The sequence below is a fragment of the Streptomyces sp. ME19-01-6 genome (assembly GCF_033793745.1).
In the GTDB taxonomy this organism is placed as follows: Bacteria; Actinomycetota; Actinomycetes; order Streptomycetales; family Streptomycetaceae; genus Streptomyces.
In genome coordinates, this window is the sequence record NZ_JARAXF010000001.1 from 703,550 (window position 1) to 729,661 (window position 26,112).

The window sequence follows — 26,112 nt, forward strand, 5'->3', positions numbered from 1 at the left end:
CCGGTCGGTTGGGGAACAATCAATGTGTATGGCTATCGACTATCGCAAGAGCCCGAAAATCGACTACCGCAAGCCGGTCAAGGCACCCACCGCCGCGATCAGCCTGGAGAAGGTTGCGGCCCGGGCTCCGGGGCTGGTCAGCCTCTACAAGACGGCTGCCGTCTCCTTGGCCAAGCACGATGTCGCCGGACGGCGTGCCGCCGTGTACCTGGTTCTGGACCGCTCCGGGAGCATGCGTCCGTACTATCGTGACGGCTCGGTTCAGCACTTGGCCGAGCAGGCTCTCGCGCTCGCGGCCAACCTCGATGACGACGGTGTCGTGCCGGTCGTCTTCTTCTCCACAAAGGTCGATGGGACGGCTGAGATCAACCTCGATGCCTATCAGGATCGGATCAACCCTTTGCACGATTCGATGGGCCACATGGGGCGCACCAATTACCACCTCGCCATGCAGGCCGTGATTGACCACTACCAGTCGAGTGGAGCCGACGATCCGGCGTTCGTGGTATTCCAGACCGACGGTTCCCCCACGTCGAAGGGGGCCGCGCAGAGCATGCTGTGTTCGGCCGCGAGGCTGCCGATCTTCTGGCAGTTCGTCGGATTCGGCGACGACGAGTTCCGCTTCCTTCGCAAGCTCGACGATCTGCCGGTGCCGGCCCGACGCGTTGTCGACAACGCCGGGTTCTTCGCCGCTGGGCCGTCGCCGAAGACTCTCTCCGACGCCGCCCTCTACGATCAACTGCTCCAAGAATTCCCGTCGTGGCTGACTGCGGCTCGCGACGCAGGCGTGGTGAAGAACTGAGAACCGGCGCGTTCGACGACGCGCTCCAGGTTGGGCGGGGGCGTCTCTGTCGGATCGTCGACGGCCGATCATCTCTTGATCCACAATGATGCGCATGAGCAACGCACAGCCACAGCCACGGTTCACCGTATTCGTCCACCTGACGGCCCTGCCGGCATGGCTTGCCCTGGGGCGGCCCGAGCGACAGCGAATCATCGCTGATCACGTGCAGCCGCTGTTGGACAAGCACTCTGCCGTCAAGGTCCGCTGGTTCGACGCCGAGGCTTGGGCGGCCGCTCCGTCCGATGTCCTGGTCGCGACGACCGACGATCTGACCGCGTGGTCCGACCTGTTTGAAGGCCTTCGCGACAGCCCGCTGTGGAGCGTGCCCTACTTCCGAGTGGAGCTGGTGCTGCCGACGATCGAGGACGGCTTCGCCGACTACGAGCGTCGTACCGGGCAGCGCACCTGACATACGGGAATGGTCGGCCACGAGCGCGACCAGGACCGGAGGCGGCCGGGGCGCCGCAGTGTGCAGAATGCCCGCATGATCAAAGGCATTCACACAGAGCAAGCCCCGTTCGTGCGCTTCTCCGACGGCACCGAGCCGCCCCTGTCCCAGGCCATCGTGTCCGGTGGCCTGGTCTTCACCTCCGGCCAGGGGCCGCTCGACCCCGCTACGAACGAGATGCCGGCCGATTTCGCCGCGCAGGTGACGCAGGTGCTGCGCAACCTCGTGGCGGTGTTCGAGGCGGCGGGCAGCGGTAAGGACCGCATCATCAAGTGCACGTGTTATCTGAGCGACAGGAAGGACTTTCCGGCGTTCAACCGCGTGTACCGGGAGTTCTTCGCGGACAGTTCGCCGCTGCCCGCCAGGACCACGGTGGTGACGCAACTCGTGCGTGAGGGTGTGCTCGTCGAGATCGACGCGGTCGCCGCCCTGGCGGAATGAGGAGGGGTAGAGCGGTGAGCGACTTCGAACCGGACTATCCGACCGTCTTCGTCGGGCTGCACGGTGTCTTCCACCGGCGCCCTTGGATCGCTCGGCTCCATGCCGAGGAGGGCATCGACGAGGACGTGTTCAGCCTCGCGGTGAAACGGGCCGAGGCGTATGGGTGGACCACGACGAGCGGAGGCGTGCTGGAGGGCGCGCGGTGGGGGCACAACGACGCGGGGGAGGACTGGACGGAGGACGGCCGGATACGTCAGATGGCCTGGCTCCAGATCGCCGCTGAGAACCCGCGTGGGCAGCGTCTGCCGGTGCTGCCGGCGGCGACGGTGCTCGGCGACGTCCTGCGCCGCATGGGCACCTTCCGCCTGACCGGCCTGCACACCTTGGCGCCGCTCCACCTCGCCCCCGACAGCCTGGTCCATTTGGCTCAGACGGCGGACTGGTTCGCCCTGGACGATCCGGATGGGGCGGTGGAGTTCACGGTGACGGTCTCGGGGAGGGGTTCGGCGGCGTCGGCCGTGGAGAGCCGGGACGTACGGGCCCTGGCACTGGAGCGGGCCTTCGGGCGCCTCACGTTCGAGGCCGTACCGCCGGGCCCGGACACCCAGGAGGGGCTGGCCCTGCCGGTGGCGGGGGAGGTTCAGACGGAGGGGATGCGGCAGGTGCTGGCCCTGCGCTGTGGCGCGCGCTCCTGGTCTTTGGACACGGCCGTCTGGGCCACCGAGATCGTGATCGACGCGCTACGGGCGGCGGGAGCGGCCCAGCCGGTCCTCGTCACGGTCTCGGGCCCCGCCTCAGCCTGAACCTCGGTCTGAACCTCGGCCCCTCACACCCGCAGCTCGGGGGGGGAAGCCGGTCCAGCGCAGGTCGGCCGGCAGGTGTGACATGTCGTTGTAGAAGAGGACGGAGGAGAGGCGGCCGGGGGCGTAGCGGATGACCGTCAGAGCCGCGTTGGCGTGGTTGACGCCGAGCCAGCGCCAGTCGGGGGCGTCTTGGGCGGCGCGGACGAGCCAGCCGATGAGGAAGTTGTGGGTGACGACCAGTTCGTGGCGGGGCTCGTCGCCGGGCACCGGGCCGGTGAAGCGGGCCAGGGCCTCGCGGGCGAGGGCCGGGCCGCGGTCGCGCTCTTCCGGGGGGAATTGGCCGAGGAAGCCGAGGAGGGCGTCGGCGGTGTCCGCGGGGAGTTCGCGCCGGTCGGGGACGTACGGGAGGTAGTCTCCGGCCGGTTCGGACGGGTGGAGGGGGATTTCGGGGCGCTGGGTGAGTTGCTCGGCGATCAGGTGGGCGGTCTGGGCGGCGCGGGGGAGCGGGCTGTGGTGGATGGCGGATATGGGGTGGTCGCGCAGCCGCTCACCGAGCAGTATGGCCTGGCGGCGGCCGTTCGCCGTCAGCTCCGTCTCGTCGGGGGAGGCCTGGCCGTGGCGGGTCAGATAGAGGTAGCGGGCGGCTGTTGTGGTCATGGTGTACGGGTGTCCTTGCGGAGGTGTGAGCGCGACGCCACGGGGACGTCCCGAGGGGCATCCTTGGGGACGTCCTCGGCTCGGTCGGGGTTGCGGGATTTGGGGTTCGTCTTGCTGCGCGGAGCGGCGGTCGGCTCGCTGAACTCTTGGTGAAACGCGTCCCCGCGGAGTTCAGGAGAAGTTCAGTGAATATCCGACGCCGCGCATTCACCTGCGCATTTGCCAGCCGTCGTAGCGGCTTCGCTCGGTAATGTCCCGTTCTTCCTCGTCCCGGAGTCGGAACAAGATCATCCGGTTCGGCTAGTCTGCGATCTCCAAGCTGATGGAGTGACGGGGGAAAGGCGATGGGCGGTCTCGTCTACCACGATCTGGTGGAAGTCGATCTGGGGAAGCTCGGCAGCGCGGTCGCGGACTGGAAGTCGGCTGTCGAGGGTTTGCAGAAGCTGATGGACGACGCGAATTCCGGCTTGTTGAAGAAGTCGGAGGGGGCGCGGTGGGCCGGGCTCAACGCGGACGTCACACGTACATTCGTCAAAAAGACCGCGAAAGAGTTCGCGGATCTGCACAAGGAGGCCCACAGCGTCTGGAGCATCCTGGACGATGCGCATTCCCAGCTGACCGAAATCCAGTCCACTATCAGGTCGGCCGTCGCGCAGGCGCAGGAAATCAAGCTCCAGGTCGCCGACAACTACGACGGCACCGTGAAGTTCGTCTACCCGCTTGCGCCCGAAGGGACGTACTCCAAGCGCGATCGGGAAGTCCAACAAGAGTACATTCGCCACGTCAACGCGAAGCTGGCCCGAGCCATCGAGATCGACGGCCTGGTCAAGGGCGCGCTGGCCAAGATCCACGGCGGCGATGTCTACGACGCGGGGCACACCCGGTACAACTCGCTCAACGACGTCGCGGTCGAGCGGGCGCTGACGCTCGCCTCGTTCGGCAAGGACGCGAACGCCAAGCAGCGCGCCGAGTTGCGGAAGCTCTGGGACGGACTCAGCCCGGAACTGCGCGGCCGACTGTGGGATGCCGACAGGGAAAAGCTGATGGCGGCCGGGGTCATCTCGCCGACGTACAAGTGGACGCCCGGGGACAAGGGAAATCCGGGATGGGCGGTGAGGGACCCGGGGGCCGGTGATCGCTGGAACCTGTTCAAGGCAAAAAGCGAAGTGGAGTTGGACAAGATAAATGGCCTGGGCCAGGCGGGTCGGAATCTGGAGCACTACCTCTCGAACACGGGAACCCCCCTTGATCTGGACGTCGACAGCATGCTGCGCGACGACCGCCCCGTGTACGAAGATGTTGAGTGGGCCATCGTCGACCATCAGGAAAAGTGGGCGGAACAGGCGCGTAAGGAGTTGGAGAAGTCAGGGGCGCAGACCGTGACCATTCCGGTGGAGACGAAGGGCCAGGACTACTTGCCCGCCGACCCCGGCTGGCGTGAGGCCGTCGGCAGCGGAACGTTCAATGTCTCCGGCGCGATGACGGCGAAGCTCGACGAATACGGGAAGCCCCAGTATTACCTCGACTACCAGGTGAACGTCTGGGATCGATACAGCTGGAACGAGAGCAAGGACAACTGGCCGGGGGACGTCACCGACCCGGACATGGCCCACTTGCAGACAGTGGGGCTGGCCCAGGACTTCGACATGCGCGGCAGCAGTTCGGTGACGCACTACGACTACCAGCAGCCGGGGCCGGACGGCGATTACGACGGGCCGGGGCCGCAGGTCTAGGACCCGGCCCGGGGCCCGAACCCGGGCCCCGAGCCTCCTACCCCCTCGGCCTTGCCCGGCCGCAGTCGGAGCGATGTCATCCGATTCAGCTACCATGCGTTTTGATCTGCGATGTGGCGCGGTGCGGCCAGGGGAGGGACGGCTGCTGCGGCTCCGCGGCGCGGATGTCCTCTACGGGAGGTAACGGGGAGATGTCATTCGACAGCGAGTGGTCTCAGCTCAAGGCGGACGCGGCCGAGCGGCAAAGCGCCCACACGCGGCTCAACCAGCTTGCCGCGGACGGCGGTGGCGGCGGGGGCAAGGACGGGGCCAAGGCCTCCGATCTCGTTGTTCACCAGGACGACTTGGGCGCCGTGGGACACGAGGCCTTTGTCCTGCACGGGGCTTTGCAGAAGGCGGCCGACATCGCCGGGGCCGGAGCGAACAAGGACGGCGTGGGGTCGTCCATGCAGGCGGCCAAGGCGCTGAGCGACCACAACTTCACCATGGGCGACGCGCTGAGCACGACGGTGTCCGTGTGGAGTTCCCAGGTGAAGACCGTGCTCCAGATGTGCGCCCATATCTCCAATCACCTGGACTACTCGAAGAAGGCGCACGGGAACGACGACGCGCAGATCGCGGCCTCCTTGCGGAACCGGGACGGCTCCGCCGTGAGCGTTTCCGAGATATCCACGATGGTGAAGTAGCTGAAACGGCGGGGGAAAGACGATGGGGGCTCTCACCTACGCGGATCTCATCGGCGTCGATCTGGGAAAGCTCGGCACCGCGGTCTCGGACTGGAAGTGTGCCGTCGACGGTTTGAAAAGGCTGATGAGCGATGCCCGTTCGGGCCTGCAGACGAAGTCGGAGGGGGCGCGGTGGGCCGGGCTCAACGCGGACGTCACGCGTGAATTCGTCGGCAAGACCGCGAAGGAGTTCGCGGATCTGCACAAGGAAGCCAGCAGTATCTGGAGCGTCCTGGACGACGCGCACTCGCAGCTGACCGAGATCCAGTCCGGCGTCAAGTCGATCGTCGCGCAGGCGCAGGACGACGGGCTTCGGCTCTCCGACAACTTCGACGGCACCGTACGCTTCCTCTACCCCCATACGCCGGGGGACGACGGGATACGGACGCAAGCGCAGTTGGACACTCAGGAGGCGTACGCCAACCGCGTCAACCGGAAGATCGCCCTGGCCGCCGAGATCGACGGCCTGGTCAAGGCCGCGCTGGCCAAGAGTCACGGCAAAGACGCGTACAACGCGGGCCACTCCCAGTACCACTCGCTGGCCGAGGTCCGGGCCGACCGGGCCACGGAGATCGCCTCCCTGGGCAAGGACGCGAACCCCAAGCAGCGCGCCGAACTGCGCAAGATCTGGGACGGTCTCAGCCCGGAATTGCGCGCCCGGGTGTGGCAGGAGAACAAGGACGGGCTGATGGCGGCCGGGGTCATGTCCCCGCAGTACAAGTGGAAGCCGGCGGATGTGGGATCCGGGAAGTTCCACTCGCGCGATCCTGGCTACAAGGACTATTTGTTCCAGCTCGAGGCGAAGGCCATGGCGAAGGGCGGCGGTCTGGGGGGCTACGACCAGGGGGCCCGCGCGTTGGCCCACTACCTCGGAGGGTCCGGAAAGCCGCTGGATCTGGACATCAACCGCATGTGGGACGAGGACGGGGGATTTCGGAAGGCCGCCACGGAGAACCTCAGCAAGCATGAGGACGAGTGGCGGCAAAAGGCCCTGAAGGCGTTCGAGGAGTCGGGCGGCCGGCCAGTGTCCATTCCGGTGGAGACGAAGGCCGAGGGATACGAGCAGGGCGACCGCGACTGGAATTTCGCCGTCGGCCACGCAATGGTGAACCATTCGGGAGTCGTGAGTGTGGAGCCCGGCCCGCACGGAGGGAAGCCCAAGGTGTCCCTCGACTACCAGGTGAACGTCTGGGACCGATACAACTGGGATGACGACACGTCCTTCGACATCGCGGGCGTCACCGTCACCGGCAAGCAGATGCAAGGGCTCCACCAGACCGGCCTCGCCCAGGAATTCAACATGCACGGCAGCAGCTCGACTCATTCGCGCGACCTGACCGAGGCGCGGGAGCCGAAGGGCTGACGGCTACTGGGGGTCCGGCGGCTGCTCACCCCGTCGCGGCGGCGGCCACTGCCGTAGCGCCTCGCCCGGCGCCAGCCGGACCACCACCTCGGCGAGCTGGGTGCAGATCTGCTCGATCTGCTGGCGGGTGCGGTTCCGCTCGGTGATGATCGCCGACAGCAGCAGCGCGGTCAGCGCGGTGGTGCCGTTGAACGCCTGGAGGGTGACCATCCGCGCCAGCAGCGTATGCCCCGTGAACGGGCCGACCCCCTCCGCCGTCGCCTGGATCGCGACCACCGACACGATGAGCGAGCACGGCGCGGCCCCCGCCAGCTGGAAGCGCAGCGCCGCCCAGATCAGAAAGGGGAAGACCAGGAAGAGCAGGCTGACGACCGAGTGCGTGGCGATCAGTGCGATGCCCGCGGTGCCCAGTAACAGCAGCCCCGCCTCGGCCCACCGGTAGGGGGGGATGCCGCGCGGCGGCCGGGCCCTGCGCAGGACCAGCAGCAGCGGTGTGACCACCAGGACGCCCATCGCGTCCCCCGTCCACCACACCGACCAGGCCGCCCAGAAGTCATCGGCCGGGAGCGCTCCCTGCAGCACGAGCACACCGGTGCCCACCGTGGAGCTGATCAGCATGCCGACCAGCGCGCCGAGGAAGACCAGTGACAGCGCGTCCCGCAGCCGGTTCAGCTCCGTGTGGAACCCCATGCGCCGCAGCAGCAGGTACGAGCACACCGGGGACAGGGTGTTGCCCGCCACGATCACGGCGACCGCGGGGACCGTCGGGCCGATCGGGGCGTTGATCAGGAGGGCGCCCAGCGTGATGCCCGGCCAGGTGCGCAGGCCGAGGAGGAGCAGACAGGCCAGGGCGATGCCGGTGGGCGGCCAGAGCGGGGTGACCTGTCCGCCTACCAGCTCCTGCAGCAGCCCGATCCGGGCCCCGGCGTAGTAGGCCGCTGTGACGGCGACGATCCGCAGGCCCGTGGCACCGTATCGCCGGATCCAGTCATCGCCTGCCACAGCGGCCATCAGACAACCTCGGAGCGGTCCGGTGCGGGTGACACGCAGGGCCGCGGCGCGGCGTCCGCCGCACGGAGGAACCGGGGCGCGGGGAGCGGGCAGGACGGGGGAGCACGGGGATGATGGTGGCCTTGGCGGGCATGGCGGGCATGGCGGGTATGGCGTTGCCGCTGGTAGTGGGGGTGCGGCGGTGCTGGGCTGTATGGCGCCGTCGGGCGTGTGGCGGTCAGGGCCTTACGCCGTCGTGGCGGAGCACGAGCACGGCCGCGTCGTCGCAGTGGCCGGTCCGGTCGGCGACCCTGCTCACCCGCGCGGCCAGCTCCTCCGCGTCCGCGTCATAGCCCGCGCCGACCAGCCGTGACACCTCCGCCAGCCCCCGGTCGATCGGGTAGGACGGCCCTTCCACCACCCCGTCCGTGATCATGACGAAGGCTCCCGCCCGCGTCAGCAGGCGCCGGGTCACCGGATAGGTCTCGCCGGCCTGGATCCCCAGCGGCAGGCCCCCGGGGTCCCAGACGACTTCGGCGGGGCAGTCGGCCGAGGCCCGGACCGCCGGGACGTGGCCCGCCCGGGAGCAGGCCAGCTCGCCCGTGACCGGGTCGAAGCAGACGAAGGAGCAGGTGGTGAACAGGTCGCTGCCCATCGAGATGAGCAGCTCGTTGACCCCGCGCAGCACCTCGCCCGGGTCTCCGGTGGCGGTGGCGACGGCGCGCAGCCCCGTGCGTACCTGGCCCATGAAGGCCGCCGCCTCCACGTCATGGCCCTGGACGTCGCCAATGGCGAAGCCGACCGAGGCGGTGCCGGGCAGCGGGAAGGCGTCGTACCAGTCGCCGCCGACGTCCAGCCCGTCCCGCGAGGGCGTGTAGCGGGCCGCGGCCCGCAGGCCGGGGAGCGCCGGCAGTTCGGCGGGCAGCATCTGGCGCTGGAGGGCCACGGCCAGCTCCACCCGAGCCTGCTGCAGCTTGATCCGCTCGAGGATCTGAGCGGTCAGCCGCCCCAGGGAACGCAGCGCCTCTTCGGTGCTTCGGTGCGGGGTGGTGCGGCGGCGGTTCATCGGTGCTCCGAGGGGTGCCTCCCAGCGGTAGCCGGGGGAGCTCTGACCCGCGTCTTATGTTACGCGCGGCCAGGGCCGAAGGGGTCGGTGGCGGCCCGGGAGACCATTCGATATGCGGCTGCCGCCGCGCGGCGCGGTCGGCGCCGCCCACGCCGGACGGGGCACCGTACGTGAGCGAGGCGGGCGGCGCGGCCCGGCCCGATCCCTGTCAGGTCACGGTCAGGTGCCGCTATCGCATATGCGCAGCGGCCTTGCCGAGGACGCCGGTTGACGCCACCGTTGTCCGGCAACGGGCACGCGCGCCGCGCGCCCGTCTTCGACAGGGACCGGAGGTGCCATGGGACCGATCGTTCCACCCCTCGTTCCACCGTTCGAGCTCGTCGGCGAAGGGCCGCACCGGGTCATGGCCGTACACGGCTGGTTCTCGGACCGTGCCGCCTTCGCGGCCATGCTGCCGCACATCGACCGTCGGGCCTTCACCTACGCACTCCCCGATCTGCGCGGCTACGGGGAGGCGCGGGACATCCCCGGCGAGTACACCACCGGCGAGGCGGGCCGCGATCTGCTCGCGCTCGCCGACCACCTCGGCTGGCAGCGGTTCTCGCTCCTCGGGCACTCGATGGGCGGCGCCGTCGCCCAGCGCGTTGTGGCCGCCGTCCCCGACCGGGTCGGGCGGCTGATCGGGGTCGCCCCCGTCCCCGCGAGCGGGATGCCGATGGAAGGCGAGCAGTGGGAGCTGTTCACCTCCGCCGCCGAGCGCCCCGAGAGCCGGCGGGCGATCATCGACTACACCACCGGCGGCCGCCACCCCGCCGCCTGGCTCGACCTGATGGTCCGGCACTCGCTGGAGCACAGTGACGCCAAGGCGTTCCGGGCCTGGCTGGACTCCTGGGCCCTGGAGGACTTCCACGAGGACATCGTGGGGTCCCGGGTGCCGGTCCGGGTGGTGGTCGGGGCGCACGACCCGGCGCTGACGGCGGAGCTGATGCGGCAGACCTGGCTGCGCTGGTATCCGCGCGCGGAACTCGTCGAGCTGCCCTGTGCCGGGCACTACCCCGCCGATGAGACACCGCTTGAACTCGTGCGCGCCGTCGAGGACTTCATCGCGGCGGACGCGTGATCACGGACGGGTGCGCCTGGTGCGCCGCCGTGTACTTCGCCTCGCTCTCGCGGTACTGGGGGAGCAGCGTGTTCAGGATGCGGTCCACGTACTCACGGGTCTCGGCGATCCTCGGGATCCCGCGGGCCTTGAGGACCGCGGTCGGACCGGCGTTGTACGCGGCCAGCGCCAGCTTGGTCGGGTTGCCGGGCAGGGATTTCACCACGCCGTACAGATGGCACATGTAGCGAGCCTGCGCGGGGATGGCGTCCTTGGGCTCCCAGACGTCGGCCTTTCCGTCGCCGTCCCCGTCGCGGCCCCACTCGGCCCAGGTCTGAGGGGTGAACTGCGAGATGCCCTGCGCATGTCCGGAGTCCGCGTCCGGCCGCCAGCCGCTCTCCGCGTGGATCTGCGCGGCCAGCAGCGGCACGCTCACCTTGGGGCAGGCCCGGGCGGCCGCCTCGACCACGGGGCGCTCGGCCGCGGGGATGGTCGGCAGCTCGGGCTCCGACGGGGTGGTGAACTGCCGTACGACGAGGATCCCGGCCGCGAGCACCAGGGCGGTGCCGGCCAGGGTGGCGGCGGTACGGCTCCGGCGGGTCACCATGCGGGCGCCGGAGGGGTGGGGATACGCATGAGGCGACGGTAACGGGATTTCCACGTCGGATGCGGAATTCGCACGCCTTGAGGCCGGGGCCGGCTCTGCCTGGTGCCGCGTCAGTCAAGGTTTGCCCGGTAGCGAGGCGTCCTGGTGCGGTCGGCTGCAAGGCGCCGGATCAGCCTCCGGGGGCGCCCCCAGCCTTCGGCCGGGAGGTACCCCCGCCCGGCCGAAGGCTGGGGGCGGGCCTACTCGGCTGATTCGGCAACGCAGCAGATGGCCGTGCCAGAGCGGCGAGCGGGGCACTTGGCTGACGGGACACTAGGGCTGTCCGGCCGCGCCCACCGCCGACTGCGCCGCCGGGAGCGGCTGCGCCTCCTCGGCGGGCCGCCTCATCAGGTACGCCGCGCCCGCGCCGGCCGCGAAGAGCGCGAGCACGGAGACCGCCGTGCCCAGCCAGGTGGCGCCGAGCCACTGGCCGCCGACGTAACCCAGGCTCACGCTGTAGACGGCCCAGGCCAGTCCGGCCACCGCCGACCAGGGCAGGAACTCCTTGACCCGGCGGTGCGCCGCGCCCGCGCCGAGACTGACGACCGACCGTCCGGCGGGCGCGAAGCGGGCTATGACGACCAGCGTGCCGCCGCCCTGGACCAGCGCCGTGCCCAACTTCTCCTGGGCGGAGGTGAGTCGGCGGGAGCGGGAGATGGCGCGGTCGAGGCGGTCGCTGCCGCGCCAGGCCAGCCGGTAGGCGACCATGTCGCCGAGGACGGAGGCGGTGGCGGCGCACAGCATCAGGGCGAACATCTGGGAGAAGTCGGCGGCGCCCGCCTGGACGCGCACCACGCCCACCGCGTCCACGGTGGTTCCGGCGGCCGCGGTGGCCGCCGTGATGACGAGGACACCGCTTGGCAGGACGGGGAGGAACACGTCGAGGAGAACGGACATGCCGACAACCGCGTAAATCCATGGGGTGTTGGTCAGCGACCCCAGATGTTCCAACAACGTTTCTCCCGGTCCAGTTCCCCCCGACCGCCTTGCCGCTGGGGAGCGGCAGAAGCGGTCTTCACAGCCATACAGCGTACGCCTGTGACGGGTGAGGATAACGACAAGGAGGTGTTGATGTTGTTCGAATCACGTCACGCGGGGGTTGCCTCCCCGGTGGCAAAATGGGAGATACCCCCGCATAACGCGGTACGCGGCTTGGGGCCGATGATCAGGCGGCGGTCGGCTGGCGGCGTGTCTCGGAGGCCGTGACCGTCTGGCGCGCCGAGCCGAGGAAGCGGTCGAGGGCCCAGGGGCCGGGGCCGGTGAAGACGATGAGCAGGAACGCCCAGCAGAACATCGCGGCCGCCTCGCCGCCGTTCTGGATGGGCCACAGCTTCTCCGGCTGGTGCTCGTGGAAGTACGCGTACGCCATCGAGCCGGAGCTGATGAACGCCGCGCTGCGGGTGCCCAGGCCGAGCAGTACCAGGCCGCCGCCGACGAGCTGGATCACGGCCGCATACCAGCCGGGCCAGGTGCCGGCGTCGATGGTCTTGCCGGTGCCCATCATGCCGCCGAACCAGCCCAGCAGCGAGGAGGCGCCGTGGCAGAAGAAGAGCAGGCCGACGACGATGCGGAAGAGCGAGAGGACATACGGTCTCGTGCTGTCCAGGCGGTCGGCGAGGCCTTGGGGCGAGGCGGACGGAGGCATGGGGGCTGCTCCTTGTTCCGGGGACGGGAAACAACGGGAATGTCAGGTTAGGTTCGCCTCACCTTTTGTTGCAAGTTCAAGTTCCGCCAACTCTGACCCCGCCGCGCGCAGCGCCGCACGGGCCACCGCGTCGGCGTCGCACAAGGTCACGGAGTTGACCCCGGGCCGCGCCCCCGCCGCCGTCACCCAGTGCACGCCCTCCGTCGGCACCCCGATCGCAAAGCGCCGTGGATGGGGCCGCCCCTCCGCGTCCACCAGGCGATATGGGCTCGGGGTGACGTCCAGACCGCCCGTCTCGTAGCCCTCCACCCGGTGCGGACGGCACGCTCCGGTACGCAGCAGATGGGCCAGCAACGCGTCCGCCGTCCGCCGCAGATCGGGCTCCGGCAGCCGCGCCTCGATGAGCGTCGTCGCCACCACCACGGGGCCCGGCACCCGCGCCGAGTGCCCCCCGAAACCGGGGGTTCCGCCCGGCTCCGCGGCGGTCACTTCGGTCACCTCCAGATGCGGACCGAGTACGTCCAGCACCCCCGCCTCGATCAGCGCGGCCATCTCCTCGATGCGGCGGCGCGGCGGGCCGATCGACAAAAAGGCGTTGAGCGGGGTGTACCAGCGGTCGAGATGGGACCGGCGCGAGCGCCCCGACAGACCGCCGTGGTCGACGATTTGCCGCAGCTCATTGCGCAGATCACGAAGTACGTCGAGGGCCGCCTTGACGGGACCCGACACATTCCCGAGCCGGGCGTGGGCCACGTCCTCGCGCGCGTACGCCAACAGCCACCGCCGGAAGTCCTCCCGCCCGGTGAAGTCCTCGCCCTGATGCGGCTGGGCCACCGCGTCCCAGCACCACCGGTCGGCCGGTGCGATGCCGAATTCATCCAGCACCGCCGCCTCTTGTGCCCCGCCGTGCTCGGTGGCCAGAAAACGCCCCTTGAAGCCCCTAGATCCCGTAGATCCCTGCCGTCCCGGCTGACTCTGCTGGCTCGATTCCCTCGACTGCCCCTGCCGGTCCGGCCGGTCCAGCAGTGCCTCGTAATAGACCGTCTCGGCCTCCTTCGCGATCAGCGGCCAGACCTCGGTCAGAAAGTCCGGTGGATCGCCGGATTCCGCACGCTTGCGGAAGTGGCCGACCACCTCGGGCGTCAGCAGCAGCGGATGGTGCCGCCCGTGGGCCCCCTTCGCGTTGTCGCCCCGCGCGTGGTACGGAATACCGCGCCGGGAGCCCGCGTACAGCCGCGGCTCGCGGCCCGAGGGGAGATAGACCAGCTTGCCGCCGTCGCCCGGCGCGAAGCCGCCGCCGCGACCGACCGTCAGCAGCGCCATGTGATCGAAGAAGTTGAGGCCCAGACCGCGCAGCAGCACCGGCTCGCCGGGCGCGATGGGCGACAGGTCGACGTCGGCCGGGTTGGCGGGCGGGTAGTAGCGCAGCCCGTGGCGCTCGGCGTGGGCGGCGAACCGTTCCTCCGCCGCGTCGGGCACCGCCGGCAGATGGCCCTGGGCGAGCACGACCGCCCGCAGCCCGTCGAGCCGGCTGCCGTCCTCCAGGGTCAGCACCTGCTCGCCGCCCGGCCGTTCCTCGAGACGTACGGCGCGCGCCGCGTGCACCTGGACGGTCACCGTGTCCGGCGCGCCCCGCACCACCTCCCCGAACACCCACTCCAGATAGCGGCCGTACAGCGCGCGGCTGGGGTAGTCGTCCGGGCCCAGGGCGGGGTCGAGCCCGCGGGCGGCGGCCCACTCGTGCAGGCTCGGCCCGGTGCGGACCGGCCCCTCGCACTCGACGCTGGCGTCGGTGAAGAGGGTCACCTGCGAGGCCACGGTGTTCATCAGCAACTCGCCCGGCTGGGCCGTACGCCACACCCGGCCGGCGCCGGGCGGGGACGGATCCACCATATGGACGGTGAGCCGCGCGCCGGGCGCCAGCTCCGGGGCCGAGGCGCACAGCCGCTCGAGCACGCTGGTGCCGCGGGGACCGGCACCGACGACGGCTATGGCGTGGGGGTCTCCGGCCAAGATTGTGTCTCCCGGGGCAGATGTGACTCAGAATTCGCCCATCATGCCGCTCGGCTCCCGGGAATCGGGCCGGGGTACGGAACTCCGGCCTCCGTTGTGGGAGGGATCACGCCGCGGTGGGGTTTGCCTCACCAGTCCGGCGGCGGGTACCGGAGTGGGGGACGGCGCTCGAGTCGGCGCTGGGGTCAGCGCTCGGGCCAGTCCGCCTCCAGGGCCGTGACCAGCCGCGCCCCGTCGCCCGACGGGCCGGGCCGGGCCTGGTCGAGCCGCAGCCGCGCGGCGCGCCCGCGCAGCGTCAGCGTCATCAGCTGGTTGCCGAACCACGGGCCGCCTGTCTTGCGCCAGTCGAGGCGGCTCGGTGTGACGCGTCCGTGCCGGGCGAAGGCGCGGCCGAGCCGGCGGCCCGCCCGGCTCCAGCCGAAGCGGAAACCGAACCGGATCGAGGCGTAAGTTCGGTTGTGCACGGGCGAACACGTCAGCTGCCGCACCTGGCTGTCCGGCGGCTGCGGCCACCTGGACCAGTCGGGCTCGGCGATGTACGCGTGGTGCACATCGCCGGACAGCACGCTGATCGTCGCCGGCGCCGCGGGCCCGCCGCCGACCTTCGCGATCAGCTCGGTGAGCGCGTCGAAGGAATCAGGGAAGGCGGCCCAGTGCTCCAAGTCGCCGCGCTGGCGCAGGTTTTCCGCGAGGCGCGCCCAGCGCGGGCCGCGCTTGCCGCAGCACACCGCGGCATTCCAGGCCTCCACGTCATGGACGAAGTGCGGCAGCAGCCAGGGCAGCGAGGTGCCGATCAGGAGGTGGTCGTACGGCCCGGCGCGGCCGCTCGTGGCATAGCTGTCCGTCCCCTCCAGCGCCTGCTCGCGCAGCCACGCCAGCTCGGGCTCGGCGACCATCGCCCGCGCGCCCTCCTCCAGCACCCGCGCGGCCCGGGTGTCGACCATCAGCAGCCGCACCCGCCCGAAGTCGCGGCGGTAGCTCCAGCGGGTGTACGTGGGGTCCGCGTCGGCGCGGGCGGCGAACTCCCGCAGCAGGTCCGTGCCGTCGGGCGCGGCCCGCACCGCCGCGTACAGCCCGTCGGCGGCCAGCTCGGCGGGGGAGAGGTTACCGAGGTGCTGATAGACCCAGTACGACATCAGACCGCTGAGGATCCGCTCCCGCCACCACGGCGTCGCGCGGATCTCCCGCAGCCACGCCTCGCTGGTGTTCCAGTCGTCGACGACGTCGTGGTCGTCGAAGATCATGCAGCTGGGGACGGTGGAGAGCAGCCAGCGCACCTCGGGGTCCAGCCAGGACTCGTAGTACAGCCGGGTGTATTCCTCATAGTCGGCGACCTGCTGCCACGGGGGCTGGGTCACATCGCGCCGCTCGGCGAGCCAGCGGCGGGTCTCCTCGGAGGTTTCGTCCGCGTAGACCTGGTCGCCCAGCAGGACCAGCACGTCGGGGCGCTCGGCCCCGGGCGTGTGGGCGAGGGTGCGCGCCAGGGTGTCCAGGGCGTCGGGGCCCATCGGGTCGGCCGAGGTGTCCGCGGGCGGCGCCGCCCACCGGCAGGAACCGAAGGCGACGCGCACGGCGGCGGGGGCGTCGGGGTCGGCAGGGTCGTCGGGCTTGGCGTCGGGGTCGGCGGAGGGCCGCGCGGGGGTACGGATCGTGGAATCCGGGAAGCGGGAGTCGGGCAGCGGCCACACCTGCTCGCCGTCCAGCAGCACGCGGTAGGCCGTCTCGCCGCCCGGACGCAGCCCGGTGACCGGCACCAGGGCGTAGTGGTGCCCGGCGATCGACCAGGTCCGGGCCGTGCCGCCCGCGCCGTCGGCGCACCGCACCTCGGCCTCACACGGCCGGTCGGCCTCGACCCAGACCATCGCGCTGGTGCCCGTCTCCCAGTCGACATGGCGCAGCAGCGGTCCCAGGCGCAACCCGGCCATCCGGCCCTCCTCCGTCGCTTCGTGCACGTCTCGTGGCGTTCAAGGTGTCACGGTACGGAACGACGGAGGAGGGCGCGGTGGTTCCGGTGCGGAGCGTCAGCAGCCGTTCAGGATGGAGCTGAGGGCACTCTTCTCGGCGGAGTCGACCGACAGGTCGTAGTAGTACTTCACCTGCACCCAGGCGCGGGCGTAGGTGCAGCGGTACGAGGTGACCGACGGCAGCCACTCGGCCGGGTCCTTGTCGCCCTTCGCCTGGTTCACGTTGTCCGTGACGGCGATCAGCTGCGGACGGGTCAGGTCGTTGGCGAACGACTGGCGGCGGGAGGTGGTCCACTCGCTCGCGCCGGAGTCCCAGGCCTCGGCGAGCGGGACGAGGTGGTCGATGTCCAGGTCGGAGGCGGCGGTCCAGGTGGCGTTGTCGTAGACGGAGCGCCAGGTGCCGCTGACGGCGGCGCAGCTGGAGTCCTGCTGGACGTTGGTGCCGTCGCGCTTGAGGACGACCTCGCGGGTGTTGCAGGCGCCGCTCTGGGTGATCCAGTGGGGGAAGAGGTCACGGTCGTAGCCCGTGCGGTCCTCCGTCGCCACGGTCAGCGAGGCGAGGTAGGTGCGGGCGGTGGCGGCGCTTACGGGGGTGGGCAGTGCCGCCTGGGCGGCCGGGCCGTTGAACAGGCCCGCCAGGGCCATCAGACCGGTGGCCGCGGCCAGTACGCTCAGCCGTCGACGCGCGTAGAAGCCGCGCCGGGTGAAGGCATTGCGTATTCGGGACATGCGAACTCCCTTGGAGTGGGGGACGATTCGGCCCGGTGAGAGCCGGGTAACGCGGGGGTAATGCTGTCGCCAAAACGTTTCTCTTCGGAGTGCGACAGGTAACAGATTGGCGACATGGACACGTCATGTCGAGGGGTTCGGGCCCGGCAATTCCATCGCCTACGGTGAAGCGTGTACGTCCTCGCCGCCCGCGCGGCCTCCTCCGTCACCCTGCTCCCGGTCAGCCCCACCCTCGGCGTGGTGCTCGGGGCCCTGCTCCTGGCCGCCGTGACCGTCGCCGCCCGCGCCCACCTCGCCGACCGCGGCGACCGCGGCTATGCCCGCGCCATCGCCGTCGCGGGGCTGCGCGCGGCGGCCCAGCTGGCCGCCGTCTCGTACCTCATCGGCTGGGTGGTGCGCGCCCCGCCGACGCTGTTGGGCTTCGTCGCGGTGATGTTCGCCGTCGCCGTACACACCGCGGGCCGCCGCATCACCGACAACCACACCTGGTGGTGGGCGGCGCTCCCGATCGGCGCCGGGGTGGTGCCCGTGGTCACCGTCCTGCTGCTGACCGGGCTGGTCCCGCTCAACGGCGTCGCCCTGATCCCGATCACCGGCATCCTCATCGGCGGCGCCCTCACCGCGACCGTGCTCGGCGGCCGGCGCGCGCTCGACGAGCTCACCGCCCGCCACGGCGAAGTGGAGGCGGGCCTGGCGCTCGGCCTGCACGCCCGGGACGCGCGGCTGGAGATCGCCCGCCCGGCGGCCTCGGACGCGCTGGTGCCGGGGCTCGACCAGACCCGGACTGTGGGACTCGTCACACTGCCTGGCGCGTTCGTCGGCATGCTGCTGGGCGGCGCCTCACCCGTCATGGCGGGCGCGGTGCAGCTGTTTGTGCTGGTCGCGCTGTTGGCGGTGCAGGCGGTGGCGGTCTCGGTGGTCCTGGAGCTGGTCGCGCGGGGGCGGCTGCACCGGGCGCGTCGCGTACCCTTGCCGACAGCAGAAGGGGAGTAGCTCTTCGCCGGACCGTCGACATACTGCCCGCCCCTCGTGGTGCGGGCCGGCGCCCGGAGCGTACGGCATCCGTCCCAGCGGGGTGGTGCGTACGCCAGCGAGACCTTCGGCCGCAGTGTCCGACGCTGCCGTGCCGAAGCGACCCCTCCCCAAGGGCCCCTCTCGGCGCGGCCCGAGCCCCTTGAGGTAACCAGCCCGTGTTCAGTCTCACCGTCGCCGCCGTCGTCTTCGGCGTCGTCTTCCTGGCCGAACTGCCCGACAAGACCGCCCTCGCCGGGCTGATGCTCGGCACCCGTTACCGCGCCTCCTACGTCTTCGTGGGCGTCGCCGCCGCCTTCGCGGTCCACGTCGCGCTCGCGATCGCGGCGGGCAGCGTGCTCGGGCTGCTTCCGCACCGCCTCGTCCAGGCGCTCGTCGGCGTGCTGTTCCTCGGGGGCGCGGCGATGCTGCTCCTGAAGAAGGACGACGGGGAGGAAGAGATCCGCGCCCCCGCCGACCAGAGCTTCTGGAAGGTCTCGGGAGCGGGCTTCATGCTCATCCTGGTCGCGGAGTTCGGCGACCTGACCCAGATCATGACGGCCAACCTGGCCGCCCGCTACGACGACCCCCTGTCGGTCGGCGTCGGCGCGGTGCTCGCCCTGTGGGCGGTCGCGGGACTCGGCATCCTGGGCGGCCGCACGCTGATGCGGTACGTGCCGCTGCGGCTGATCACGAAGGTGGCGGCGCTGGTGATGCTGGCGCTGGCGGGGTTCAGCCTGTACGAGGCGGTGGCGGGCTGACGGACATGCCCTGGCCCGGGCGGGAGCCCGGGCCAGGGCGTCAGTCGGTCCGGTGTGTCAGTTGGTGAAGTGCAGGCGCAGGGTGCCGTCCGGCAGCGCCTCGACACGGACCTGCTCCAGGTCCCGTACGTGCGCGTCAGGGGCGTGGGCCGCGGCCCGGGGGCCGACCCCGACGACCCGCATGCCGGCCGCCCGGCCGGCCGCGATGCCAACCTCGGAGTCCTCGAAGACGACGCAGTCCTCGGGCTCGAAGCCCAGCTCGGCCGCGCCCTTGAGGAAGCCCTCCGGGTCCGGCTTGCTCGCCCCCACGCACTCCGCCGTGACCCGCACGCTCGGCATCGGCAGCCCCGCCGCGTCCATCCGGGCGCGGGCCAGCCCCTGGTCGGCGGAGGTGACCAGGGCATGCGGCAGGCTCGTGAGTGAGGCCAGGAAGGCGGGGGCGCCGGGAATGGCCACGACGCCGTCGACGTCCGAGGTCTCCCACTCCAGCATCCGCCGGTTGTCGGCCAGGTTCTCCTCCACGGGCCGCTCGGGGAGCAGTACCGCCATGGTGGCGTGCCCCTGCCGCCCGTGCACGACCTTGACCACGCCGGCCCCGTCGAGCCCGTGCTCGGCGGCCCAGCGGCGCCAGCAGCGCTCCACGACGGCGTCGGAGTTCACGAGCGTCCCGTCCATGTCGAGGAGGAGGGCGCGGGCGGTGAACGGGGCGGTGGCCGACATCGGCGTACTCCAGGGCGCGGGAAAGAGACAAGTGGCTCCGCCCGCCGGTCAGGGAGTGCGGGCGGAACCACTTTGTTCCTCCACGATACAAAGAGCCGCGCCGATGCGCCAGTGGCCCCGGCGGATCCCCCAGAGGATCCGCCGGGCCTTCGCCGGGCCGTTGCCGGGCCTTCGCCGGGTTTTTACGGCTCGTCGGTCCGCGACTCCAGCGCGCGGCGCGTATGGGGCCCGTAGACCCCCTTCGGGTCGCCCTCCACGTCGTAGGTGTTCTGGAAGCTGGAGACCGCGTTGCGTACGGCGTCGTCGTACTCGCCGTCCGTCGCCCCGAGGTAGAGCAGCAGCTGGGCCAGGCGCTTCTGGAGCTCGACCACCTCGGAGCCGCTGTCGCCCTCCTCCAGTACGGGCGGGCCGGTGGGGGTGGGGGTCTCGGTCGGCCCGGGGGAGACGCTGCCGGTCGCGTCGGTCGTCGAGGGGGCGGGCGGGGTGGCCGTCTTGGACGCTTCGTTCGACTTCAGCGTCGAGGGCGAGCGGCTGGGACGCGGACTCGTGCTCTCCTTCCCGGAGGTGGAGGGCGTCGCGGTGGGGGTGGCGGACGATGCCGAGGGCGAGGGCTTGTCGGGCGTCTCGTCGTCCTCGGTGGACGGGCCGTCGTCCGGTGCGCTGGAGCTCGGGTCCGACAGTGCCCGGTCGGCGTCCTGGTCGTGCTTCTTGTCCCCGCCCAGTAAGCCGGTGCCGAAGGCCAGCGTGCCGGCCACCGCCACCGCGGCGGCCCCCGAGAGCACCGCCACCACCGGGCCTCTGCGGCTCTTGCGGTGACGCCCGGTGCCGGCCGCGGCCCCGTCCCCGGCGGGGGTGGGCCCGTCGGCCTCGGCCCGCGCGGCCTCGATCGACCCGATCCTGTCGATGGGCTGGGTGAGGGGTTCGAAGGCCTGGGTGGCCGCGGCGGCCCCCGCGACCGCGGCGGTTCTGTTCTCTCTGCCCTCTCTGTTCTCTCTGCCCGCTGCCCTGTCCGCGTTGTCCGCGCCGTCCGCTCTCGCGGCCTGTTCGACTTCCGTGTCCGCATCGTGGGCGTCGCGGTCCTCGCGGGCGGATCTGCGGGTCGTCATGCGCTCGAACAGCCGTATGTCACGGAGCTCGGGGCCCTTGCGGCGGTCTTCGCCGGAGAACGTGACGTACGGGCGCGGGCCCATGGGGTCGTCGCGTATCTCGTCGTCGAAGCCGTCGCGGTCATCGCGTGTGTGGTCCTCGCTGTCGCCCGCCGCCGCAGCAGCAGCCGCGGCGGCGCGCGCTGCACACGCGCAACCGGGGCGGCCGTTGTCGCGCGCCGGCGCGAAGCAGTGCGGGCAGAGGTCTGCCGTCACGGGTCTTTCCCTCCTTGGAGTCGCAGCGATTATGCAGAGCCTGTCATGTCCGCGCAGCGCTTCCCAGCGAGTGTGGGCCATCCCGACAGGCCGTAACGGGGCATAAAGGCGAGGATGGGGTGAAGGACGCGGACAAGGACGACGGCGAGCCGACGGCGAATCGATGACGAGTCGAGGGGACGGGAGCGCGGAGGCTCGCGAGCGGGCTGCCGCGCGGGCCGACAACGTACGGAGTCACCATGGCGCAGGACGCGAGCCCGACCCCGGCCCCGGGCCCCGTGGCGTTCAGCCCGGGGGAGGGCCGCACGAAACGTACGGTCCTCGTGGCGATCGGCGCCCTGCTGCTCGGACTGCTGCTCGCCGCCCTCGACCAGACGATCGTCGCCACCGCCCTGCCCACGATCGTCAGCGACCTCGGCGGACTGGCCCATCTGTCCTGGGTCGTCACCGCGTATCTGCTCGCCTCGACCGCCGCCACCCCGCTGTGGGGCAAGCTCGGCGACCAGTACGGGCGCAAGAAGCTCTTCCAGGCCGCCATCGTCATCTTCCTCGTCGGCTCGGTGCTGTGCGGGCTCGCGCGCAACATGCCGCAGCTGATCGCCTTCCGCGGGCTGCAGGGGCTGGGCGGCGGCGGGCTGATCGTGCTGTCGATGGCGATCGTCGGCGACATCGTCCCGCCCCGCGAACGTGGCCGCTACCAAGGCCTCTTCGGTGCGGTCTTCGGCGCCGCGAGCGTGCTCGGGCCGCTGCTGGGCGGGCTCTTCGTCGACCACCTCAGCTGGCGCTGGGTCTTCTACATCAACATCCCCCTCGGCATCATCGCGCTCGCCGTCATCGCCACCGTCCTGCACATCCCGGTCCGCGGCGCCCGCCACACCATCGACTACCTCGGCACCCTCCTCATCGCCGCCGTCGCCGCCGCGCTGGTCCTGATGACCTCCCTCGGCGGCGTGACCTACCCGTGGGGCTCCTGGCAGATCATCGGGCTCGGGCTGCTGGGCCTGGTGCTGCTGGTGGCCTTCGTACAGGTGGAGCGGCGCGCCGCCGAGCCCGTGCTGCCGCTGTCTCTGTTCCGCAGCCGCTCCGTCGTGCTCTGCTCGGTCATCGGCTTCGTGGTCGGCTTCGCGATGTTCGGCAGCATGACCTACCTGCCGACGTTCCTGCAGGTCGTGCAGGGCGTCACACCGACCCTGTCCGGTGTCCACATGCTGCCGATGGTCTTCGGCATGCTGCTCGCCTCCACCGGCTCCGGCCAGTTCGTCAGCCGCACCGGCCACTACAAGGTCTTCCCCATCCTCGGCACCGGCATCACCGTCGTCGGCCTGCTGCTTCTGCACCAGCTGCGGCCGTCCACCGGCGTGGCCGAGACCAGCGCGTACTTCTTCGTCTTCGGCTTCGGGCTCGGCCTGGTCATGCAGGTCCTGGTGACCATCGTGCAGAACTCGGTCCGCTACCAGGACCTGGGCGTCGCCACCTCCGGCAACACCTTCTTCCGCTCCATCGGCGGCTCCTTCGGCGTCTCCGTCTTCGGCACGATCTTCGCCAACAGCCTCGCCCCGCACCTCGACGACGTCCTGGCCGGACAGCGGCTGCCCCCCGGCGTCGACCCCGCCGCGCTGAGCGCCGACCCCCGGGCGGCCGGGCTCCTGCCGACGGCGCTGCGGGCGAGGGTGCTGGACGCGTACTCCGTCTCCATCACCGATGTGTTCCTGTACGCGGCGCCGTTCGTGCTGATCGCCTTCGTCCTGGCCTGGTTCCTGCGGGAGGAGCCGCTGCGGGCCAGCGTCACCGCGCCCGAGGCCAGCGAGGTGGTCGCCAGCAACCCCGTCGAACGCTCCTCGCACGACGAGGTCGCCCGCGCCCTCTCACTGCTCGGCAGCCGCGAGGGCCGCAAGCAGGTCTACGAGGACATCGCCGAACGCGCCGGCCTCGACCTCAAACCGGCCGCGAGCTGGATGCTGCTGCGGATGAGCCACTACGGCTCGGTCGAGCCCTTCCTGCTGGCCGAGCGCTCGTCCGTGCCGCTGCGGGTCATCACCGAGGCGGCCCGGCAGATCGAGGAACGGGGGCTGGGCGCACGGGACGGGGTGGCGCTCGTCCCCACCGAGGAGGGGCAGGCGGTGGCGGAACGGCTCTACCGGGCCAGGGGGGAGTCGCTGGCGGAGCTGCTGGGCGACTGGTGGTCCCCGGACCGGCCGACCGACCTGAGGGAGCTGGTGCGGGAGCTCAACCGAGAGCTGTGCGGCTCGGACGCGGAGCAGCCGGACGACAACGGCGACACCCGCCGCCCGGGGCCGCCCGCGGCGGCGTAGTCGGCACGAGGCTGGGCCCGCGGCGCGGGTGGCTGCACCTGGTGCGGGGGTTGTTCCTGGTGCGGGCGGGAGCTCGTGGCGCGGCGGCTGCTTCGGGTGCGGAGACTGCCCCTGGTGCGGGTGGCTGCGCCTGGTGGGGGCCGCTGCTTCCCGCGCGGCTGCCCCTGGTGCGGGCGGGCACACTCGGCAGGAGCGGCTGCTCTTGGTGCGGGTGGCTGCCCCTGGTGCGGCGGCTGCTTCCCACGCGGCGGCTGCCCGGCGCGGGCGGGCATGCCCCTGGCGTGGGCGCCCGCGCCCGGCGTGGGCGGCTGCTCCCGGGGCGGGGGTGCCCACCCGGCGTGGGTGGGCTCCGCGGGCGGCTGCTCCCCGGGGTCAGCCGCCCACGCGGTCGCGGAGCTCCTTGCCCAGCCAGACCTCCGAGTACGGCCCCTCGCAGAACGGCGGCACGTCCGTGTAACCATGCCGCGCGTACAGGGCCCGCGCCTCGCTCAGGTCCAGCCGCGTCTCCAGGACGATCCGCCCGGCGCCCAGCTCGCGCGCGGCCGCTTCGGCCGCCGCGATGAGCACGCCGGCCGCGCCCAGGCCGCGCTTGGCCGGCCGTACGAACATCCGCTTGAGCTCCGCCGTCCTGCCGCCGTCCAGCAGCCGCACGCCCGCGCAGCCGGCGAGCTCGTCGCCGTGGTGGGCCACCAGGAACACGCCGTGCGGCGGGGCGAGGTCGTCGCTGGGCATGTCGGCGAGATGCTTGTCGATCTCCTCGGGGGTCGTGGAACGTCCCTCATAGAGCTCGTACCAGCGGTCGGCGACATCGACGAGGAACTCGCGCAGGAGCCCGGCCGAGACGGGGTCGTCGACCGGGTGCGGGGCGACCGTCCAGGGCGCGTGGGGACGGCTGAGGGGGCGGGGCGTGCTGCTGCTCATGGCGGGCAGCGTGACAGCTGCCGCCGCGGCGGCGCACGCGAATTACGGTCGGCCGGCCGAGACCCCCTCCTCCGAACCCCCGCCGAACGCCCGCCGAACGCCCGTGAGTTTGAGGGCGGTGAGGAGGGCAACCCGGCGAGGAACAGCCCCTGGACGGAAGGGGGCCTGGTGGAAGGCAGAAGCAGACCATGTCAACTGGCGCGAGCATCATCGTCGTTGTCGCTGCCGCCGTCCTCGTCATCGCGCTCGCAGCCGCGCTCGTCGTGGGAATCGCCCGAGTGCGCGAGGGAGGCCGGAACCGCGCTCTGCGACGCCACTTCGGACCCGAGTACGACCTGACCGTCGCTCGCCACGCGGGTGACGCGCAGGCGGCCGAGCGGGAGCTCGACGAGCGGCTGCGGCGGCACGGTCACCTCAAGACCCAGCCGCTGTCCGGCGAACTGCGCGAGCGGTACGTGGCCGAGTGGGCCGGCGTACAGGAGGAGTTCATCGAGCAGCCGGCTCGCGCCGCGGCCGACGCCGATCAGCTGCTGGCCCGACTGGCCCACGACCGCGGCTTCCCCTCCGACCGCTACGACGAGCAGGTCGCGGCCCTGTCGGTACATCACGCGGACAGCGTGCAGGGCTACCGCCAGCTCCACGCCGCTACCCTGCGGGCCCGTGAGGGCCGGTCGGACACGGAGGAGCTGCGCGAGGCCGTGGTGCACGCCCGGGTCCTCTTCGAGGACCTCGTCAAGCCGCCGCCCCATAACGGCGACGGTCACGGCGTCGCCCAGAAGCACCACCACCGGGGCGGCGGCACACGCAACTGGTTCGGTACGCGGCCCGCACATACGCACATGCGGTGGGCGATGCGCGGCGGGCATGCGGGACGGGGTGACGTCTGATGGCCAAGGCTGACGACCCGACCGCGGCGCCCTACGCCGGAGTCACCAGCAAGGCCCCGAGCGCCCCGAGCGCCGAGAGGACCCCGAGCGCCGAGAGGGCCGCGGGACCCACGGGAGCCACGGGGACTGCGGGAACCACGGGGGCCATCCCCAACGGCCCCACGTTCTCGGTCCTCCCGCCGAGCGAGCACGACGAGCTGACCCACCGCCTGCGGCACGCGGTCAGCGAGTTCGTGGACGCCCCGCGCGGCGCCGTAGAGGAGGCCGATCTGCTCCTCGACGAGCTGTCCGCCCGCCTCACGACCCTCCTCGCCGACCGCCGCCGTACGCTCCGCGAGGCGTGGTCCGACGAGGGGGCGGGCACCGCGCGGACGGAAGACCTGCGGCTGGCCATGCGCGGCTACCGCAACGTCCTGGAGCGGCTGCTGAGCGTCTGACCGCCCGAGCACCCACCGCCGACGTTCGGCCGTGGGGCTGGATCACGCCTGGATCACGCTGCGAAGCGGGCGACGAAACGGCGCTGCCAGGGTGTCTCGACGGCGCGTGACGCGTAGTGCTCCCGGACGTAGGCGACCGCCTCGTGCCCCGGCACCCCGTCCAGCACGGCGAGGCAGGCCAGCGCCGTACCGGTGCGACCGACCCCGCCACCGCAGGCGACCTCGACGCGTTCGGTCCCGGCGCGCTCCCACGCCTCGCGCAGCGCCTCCCCGGCCGCGGCACGGTCGGACGGCAGCCGGAAGTCCGGCCAGCGGACCCAGCGGGCCTCCCAGGAGACGGCGGGCGGCTCCTTGCCCAGCAGATACAGCGCGAAGCCGGGCTCCGGCCCGGCCGGCAGGGGGCGGCGCAGCCCCCTGCCCCGTACGAGTCGTCCTGAGGGCAGCCGCATCACGCCCGCCGCCGTGGGCTCCCAAGTGGTGATCATCCGAGCGAGCGTAGCCCTCGCGTCCTGCCCGCTCCCGGGATTCAGCTCATG

Annotated in this window: 26 protein-coding genes; 13 read left to right on the forward strand and 13 right to left on the reverse strand. The window is 71.4% G+C overall.

Going from position 1 to position 26,112, the window contains the following annotated elements; genetic code table 11:
• Window positions 1–28 precede the first annotated feature (28 nt).
• From PV419_RS03265 to PV419_RS03280, 4 genes are all read left to right on the forward strand, one after another.
• Window positions 29–802, forward strand: coding sequence for a VWA domain-containing protein (locus PV419_RS03265; RefSeq protein ID WP_319686208.1), 774 nt, complete (start codon window positions 29–31; stop codon window positions 800–802).
• Window positions 803–896: 94 nt separating this feature from the next.
• Entirely contained in the window at window positions 897–1,253 is a 357-nt protein-coding gene (locus PV419_RS03270; protein WP_319686083.1) for a darcynin family protein, read from the forward strand.
• Between the two features lie 9 nt (window positions 1,254–1,262).
• Window positions 1,263–1,733: a RidA family protein gene (locus tag PV419_RS03275; RefSeq protein WP_319686084.1), complete on the forward strand. Its 471-nt coding sequence runs from the start codon at window positions 1,263–1,265 to the stop codon at window positions 1,731–1,733.
• Window positions 1,734–1,747: 14 nt separating this feature from the next.
• On the forward strand, window positions 1,748–2,536 hold the full coding sequence (locus tag PV419_RS03280; RefSeq protein ID WP_319686085.1) for a hypothetical protein: 789 nt from the start codon (window positions 1,748–1,750) through the stop codon (window positions 2,534–2,536).
• On the opposite strand, the gene PV419_RS03285 is transcribed toward PV419_RS03280, so the two are convergent.
• On the reverse strand, window positions 2,528–3,193 hold the full coding sequence (locus tag PV419_RS03285; RefSeq protein ID WP_319686086.1) for a histidine phosphatase family protein: 666 nt from the start codon (window positions 3,191–3,193) through the stop codon (window positions 2,528–2,530). The genes PV419_RS03280 and PV419_RS03285 overlap by 9 nt on opposite strands.
• A 344-nt stretch (window positions 3,194–3,537) precedes the next feature.
• Between PV419_RS03285 and PV419_RS03290 the strand changes: the two genes are divergently transcribed.
• The 3 genes from PV419_RS03290 to PV419_RS03300 all read left to right on the forward strand — a co-directional run bounded on the left by PV419_RS03290 (window position 3,538) and on the right by PV419_RS03300 (window position 7,014).
• A complete protein-coding gene (locus PV419_RS03290; RefSeq protein ID WP_319686087.1) occupies window positions 3,538–4,926 on the forward strand; it encodes a hypothetical protein in 1,389 nt (462 codons plus the stop codon).
• Between the two features lie 191 nt (window positions 4,927–5,117).
• Window positions 5,118–5,612, forward strand: coding sequence for a hypothetical protein (locus tag PV419_RS03295; RefSeq protein ID WP_319686088.1), 495 nt, complete (start codon window positions 5,118–5,120; stop codon window positions 5,610–5,612).
• A gap of 22 nt (window positions 5,613–5,634) precedes the next feature.
• Window positions 5,635–7,014 carry a hypothetical protein gene (locus PV419_RS03300; protein WP_319686089.1) on the forward strand — a complete coding sequence of 460 codons (1,380 nt, stop codon included), beginning with the start codon at window positions 5,635–5,637 and terminating at the stop codon, window positions 7,012–7,014.
• A gap of 3 nt (window positions 7,015–7,017) precedes the next feature.
• Here PV419_RS03300 and PV419_RS03305 read toward each other — a convergent pair whose 3' ends face one another.
• Window positions 7,018–8,025 (reverse strand): MASE1 domain-containing protein, encoded by a 1,008-nt coding sequence (locus PV419_RS03305; protein ID WP_319686090.1) that lies wholly within the window; start codon window positions 8,023–8,025, stop codon window positions 7,018–7,020.
• 217 nt (window positions 8,026–8,242) lie between these two features.
• Window positions 8,243–9,070, reverse strand: coding sequence for a PP2C family protein-serine/threonine phosphatase (locus PV419_RS03310; protein ID WP_319686091.1), 828 nt, complete (start codon window positions 9,068–9,070; stop codon window positions 8,243–8,245).
• Between the two features lie 337 nt (window positions 9,071–9,407).
• Between PV419_RS03310 and PV419_RS03315 the strand changes: the two genes are divergently transcribed.
• On the forward strand, window positions 9,408–10,190 hold the full coding sequence (locus PV419_RS03315; protein ID WP_319686092.1) for an alpha/beta fold hydrolase: 783 nt from the start codon (window positions 9,408–9,410) through the stop codon (window positions 10,188–10,190).
• Here PV419_RS03315 and PV419_RS03320 read toward each other — a convergent pair.
• The 6 genes from PV419_RS03320 to PV419_RS03345 form a co-directional block, all read right to left on the reverse strand.
• Window positions 10,171–10,776 (reverse strand): lytic transglycosylase domain-containing protein, encoded by a 606-nt coding sequence (locus PV419_RS03320; RefSeq protein ID WP_319686093.1) that lies wholly within the window; start codon window positions 10,774–10,776, stop codon window positions 10,171–10,173. The genes PV419_RS03315 and PV419_RS03320 overlap by 20 nt on opposite strands.
• A 312-nt stretch (window positions 10,777–11,088) precedes the next feature.
• Window positions 11,089–11,769, reverse strand: coding sequence for a DedA family protein (locus tag PV419_RS03325; RefSeq protein WP_319686094.1), 681 nt, complete (start codon window positions 11,767–11,769; stop codon window positions 11,089–11,091).
• 211 nt (window positions 11,770–11,980) lie between these two features.
• On the reverse strand, window positions 11,981–12,460 hold the full coding sequence (locus PV419_RS03330) for a DoxX family protein (RefSeq protein WP_319686095.1): 480 nt from the start codon (window positions 12,458–12,460) through the stop codon (window positions 11,981–11,983).
• A 42-nt stretch (window positions 12,461–12,502) separates the two neighbouring features.
• Entirely contained in the window at window positions 12,503–14,473 is a 1,971-nt protein-coding gene (locus PV419_RS03335) for an FAD/NAD(P)-binding protein (protein ID WP_319686096.1), read from the reverse strand.
• Window positions 14,474–14,658: 185 nt separating this feature from the next.
• Window positions 14,659–16,398: an alkaline phosphatase D family protein gene (locus PV419_RS03340; RefSeq protein WP_319686097.1), complete on the reverse strand. Its 1,740-nt coding sequence runs from the start codon at window positions 16,396–16,398 to the stop codon at window positions 14,659–14,661.
• A 96-nt stretch (window positions 16,399–16,494) separates the two neighbouring features.
• On the reverse strand, window positions 16,495–17,166 hold the full coding sequence (locus PV419_RS03345; RefSeq protein WP_319686098.1) for an HNH endonuclease family protein: 672 nt from the start codon (window positions 17,164–17,166) through the stop codon (window positions 16,495–16,497).
• A gap of 171 nt (window positions 17,167–17,337) precedes the next feature.
• Between PV419_RS03345 and PV419_RS03350 the strand changes: the two genes are divergently transcribed.
• Both PV419_RS03350 and PV419_RS03355 read left to right on the forward strand, forming a co-directional pair.
• Entirely contained in the window at window positions 17,338–18,159 is an 822-nt protein-coding gene (locus PV419_RS03350; protein ID WP_319686099.1) for an ABC transporter permease, read from the forward strand.
• A gap of 197 nt (window positions 18,160–18,356) precedes the next feature.
• Window positions 18,357–18,938 carry a TMEM165/GDT1 family protein gene (locus PV419_RS03355; protein ID WP_319686100.1) on the forward strand — a complete coding sequence of 194 codons (582 nt, stop codon included), beginning with the start codon at window positions 18,357–18,359 and terminating at the stop codon, window positions 18,936–18,938.
• A gap of 57 nt (window positions 18,939–18,995) precedes the next feature.
• Here the strand turns inward: PV419_RS03355 and PV419_RS03360 are convergent, their stop codons facing one another.
• Together PV419_RS03360 and PV419_RS03365 are read right to left on the reverse strand one after the other, a co-directional pair.
• Window positions 18,996–19,658: an HAD-IA family hydrolase gene (locus tag PV419_RS03360; RefSeq protein WP_319686101.1), complete on the reverse strand. Its 663-nt coding sequence runs from the start codon at window positions 19,656–19,658 to the stop codon at window positions 18,996–18,998.
• 182 nt (window positions 19,659–19,840) lie between these two features.
• On the reverse strand, window positions 19,841–21,019 hold the full coding sequence (locus PV419_RS03365; protein WP_319686102.1) for a peptidoglycan-binding domain-containing protein: 1,179 nt from the start codon (window positions 21,017–21,019) through the stop codon (window positions 19,841–19,843).
• Window positions 21,020–21,258: 239 nt separating this feature from the next.
• Here PV419_RS03365 and PV419_RS03370 point away from each other — a divergent pair, with 239 nt between their 5' ends.
• Entirely contained in the window at window positions 21,259–23,331 is a 2,073-nt protein-coding gene (locus tag PV419_RS03370) for an MFS transporter (RefSeq protein WP_319686103.1), read from the forward strand.
• Window positions 23,332–23,703: 372 nt separating this feature from the next.
• Here PV419_RS03370 and PV419_RS03375 read toward each other — a convergent pair whose 3' ends face one another.
• Complete coding sequence (locus PV419_RS03375; protein WP_319686104.1) at window positions 23,704–24,252, reverse strand: GNAT family N-acetyltransferase; 549 nt, start codon at window positions 24,250–24,252, stop codon at window positions 23,704–23,706.
• 188 nt (window positions 24,253–24,440) lie between these two features.
• Between PV419_RS03375 and PV419_RS03380 the strand changes: the two genes are divergently transcribed.
• Together PV419_RS03380 and PV419_RS03385 are read left to right on the forward strand one after the other, a co-directional pair.
• A complete protein-coding gene (locus PV419_RS03380; RefSeq protein ID WP_319686105.1) occupies window positions 24,441–25,139 on the forward strand; it encodes a hypothetical protein in 699 nt (232 codons plus the stop codon).
• Window positions 25,139–25,576 (forward strand): hypothetical protein, encoded by a 438-nt coding sequence (locus tag PV419_RS03385; RefSeq protein WP_319686106.1) that lies wholly within the window; start codon window positions 25,139–25,141, stop codon window positions 25,574–25,576. The genes PV419_RS03380 and PV419_RS03385 overlap by 1 nt, the downstream gene beginning before the upstream one ends.
• A gap of 53 nt (window positions 25,577–25,629) precedes the next feature.
• Here the strand turns inward: PV419_RS03385 and PV419_RS03390 are convergent, their stop codons facing one another.
• Window positions 25,630–26,061 (reverse strand): protein-tyrosine phosphatase family protein, encoded by a 432-nt coding sequence (locus PV419_RS03390; protein ID WP_319686107.1) that lies wholly within the window; start codon window positions 26,059–26,061, stop codon window positions 25,630–25,632.
• Window positions 26,062–26,112 lie beyond the last annotated feature (51 nt).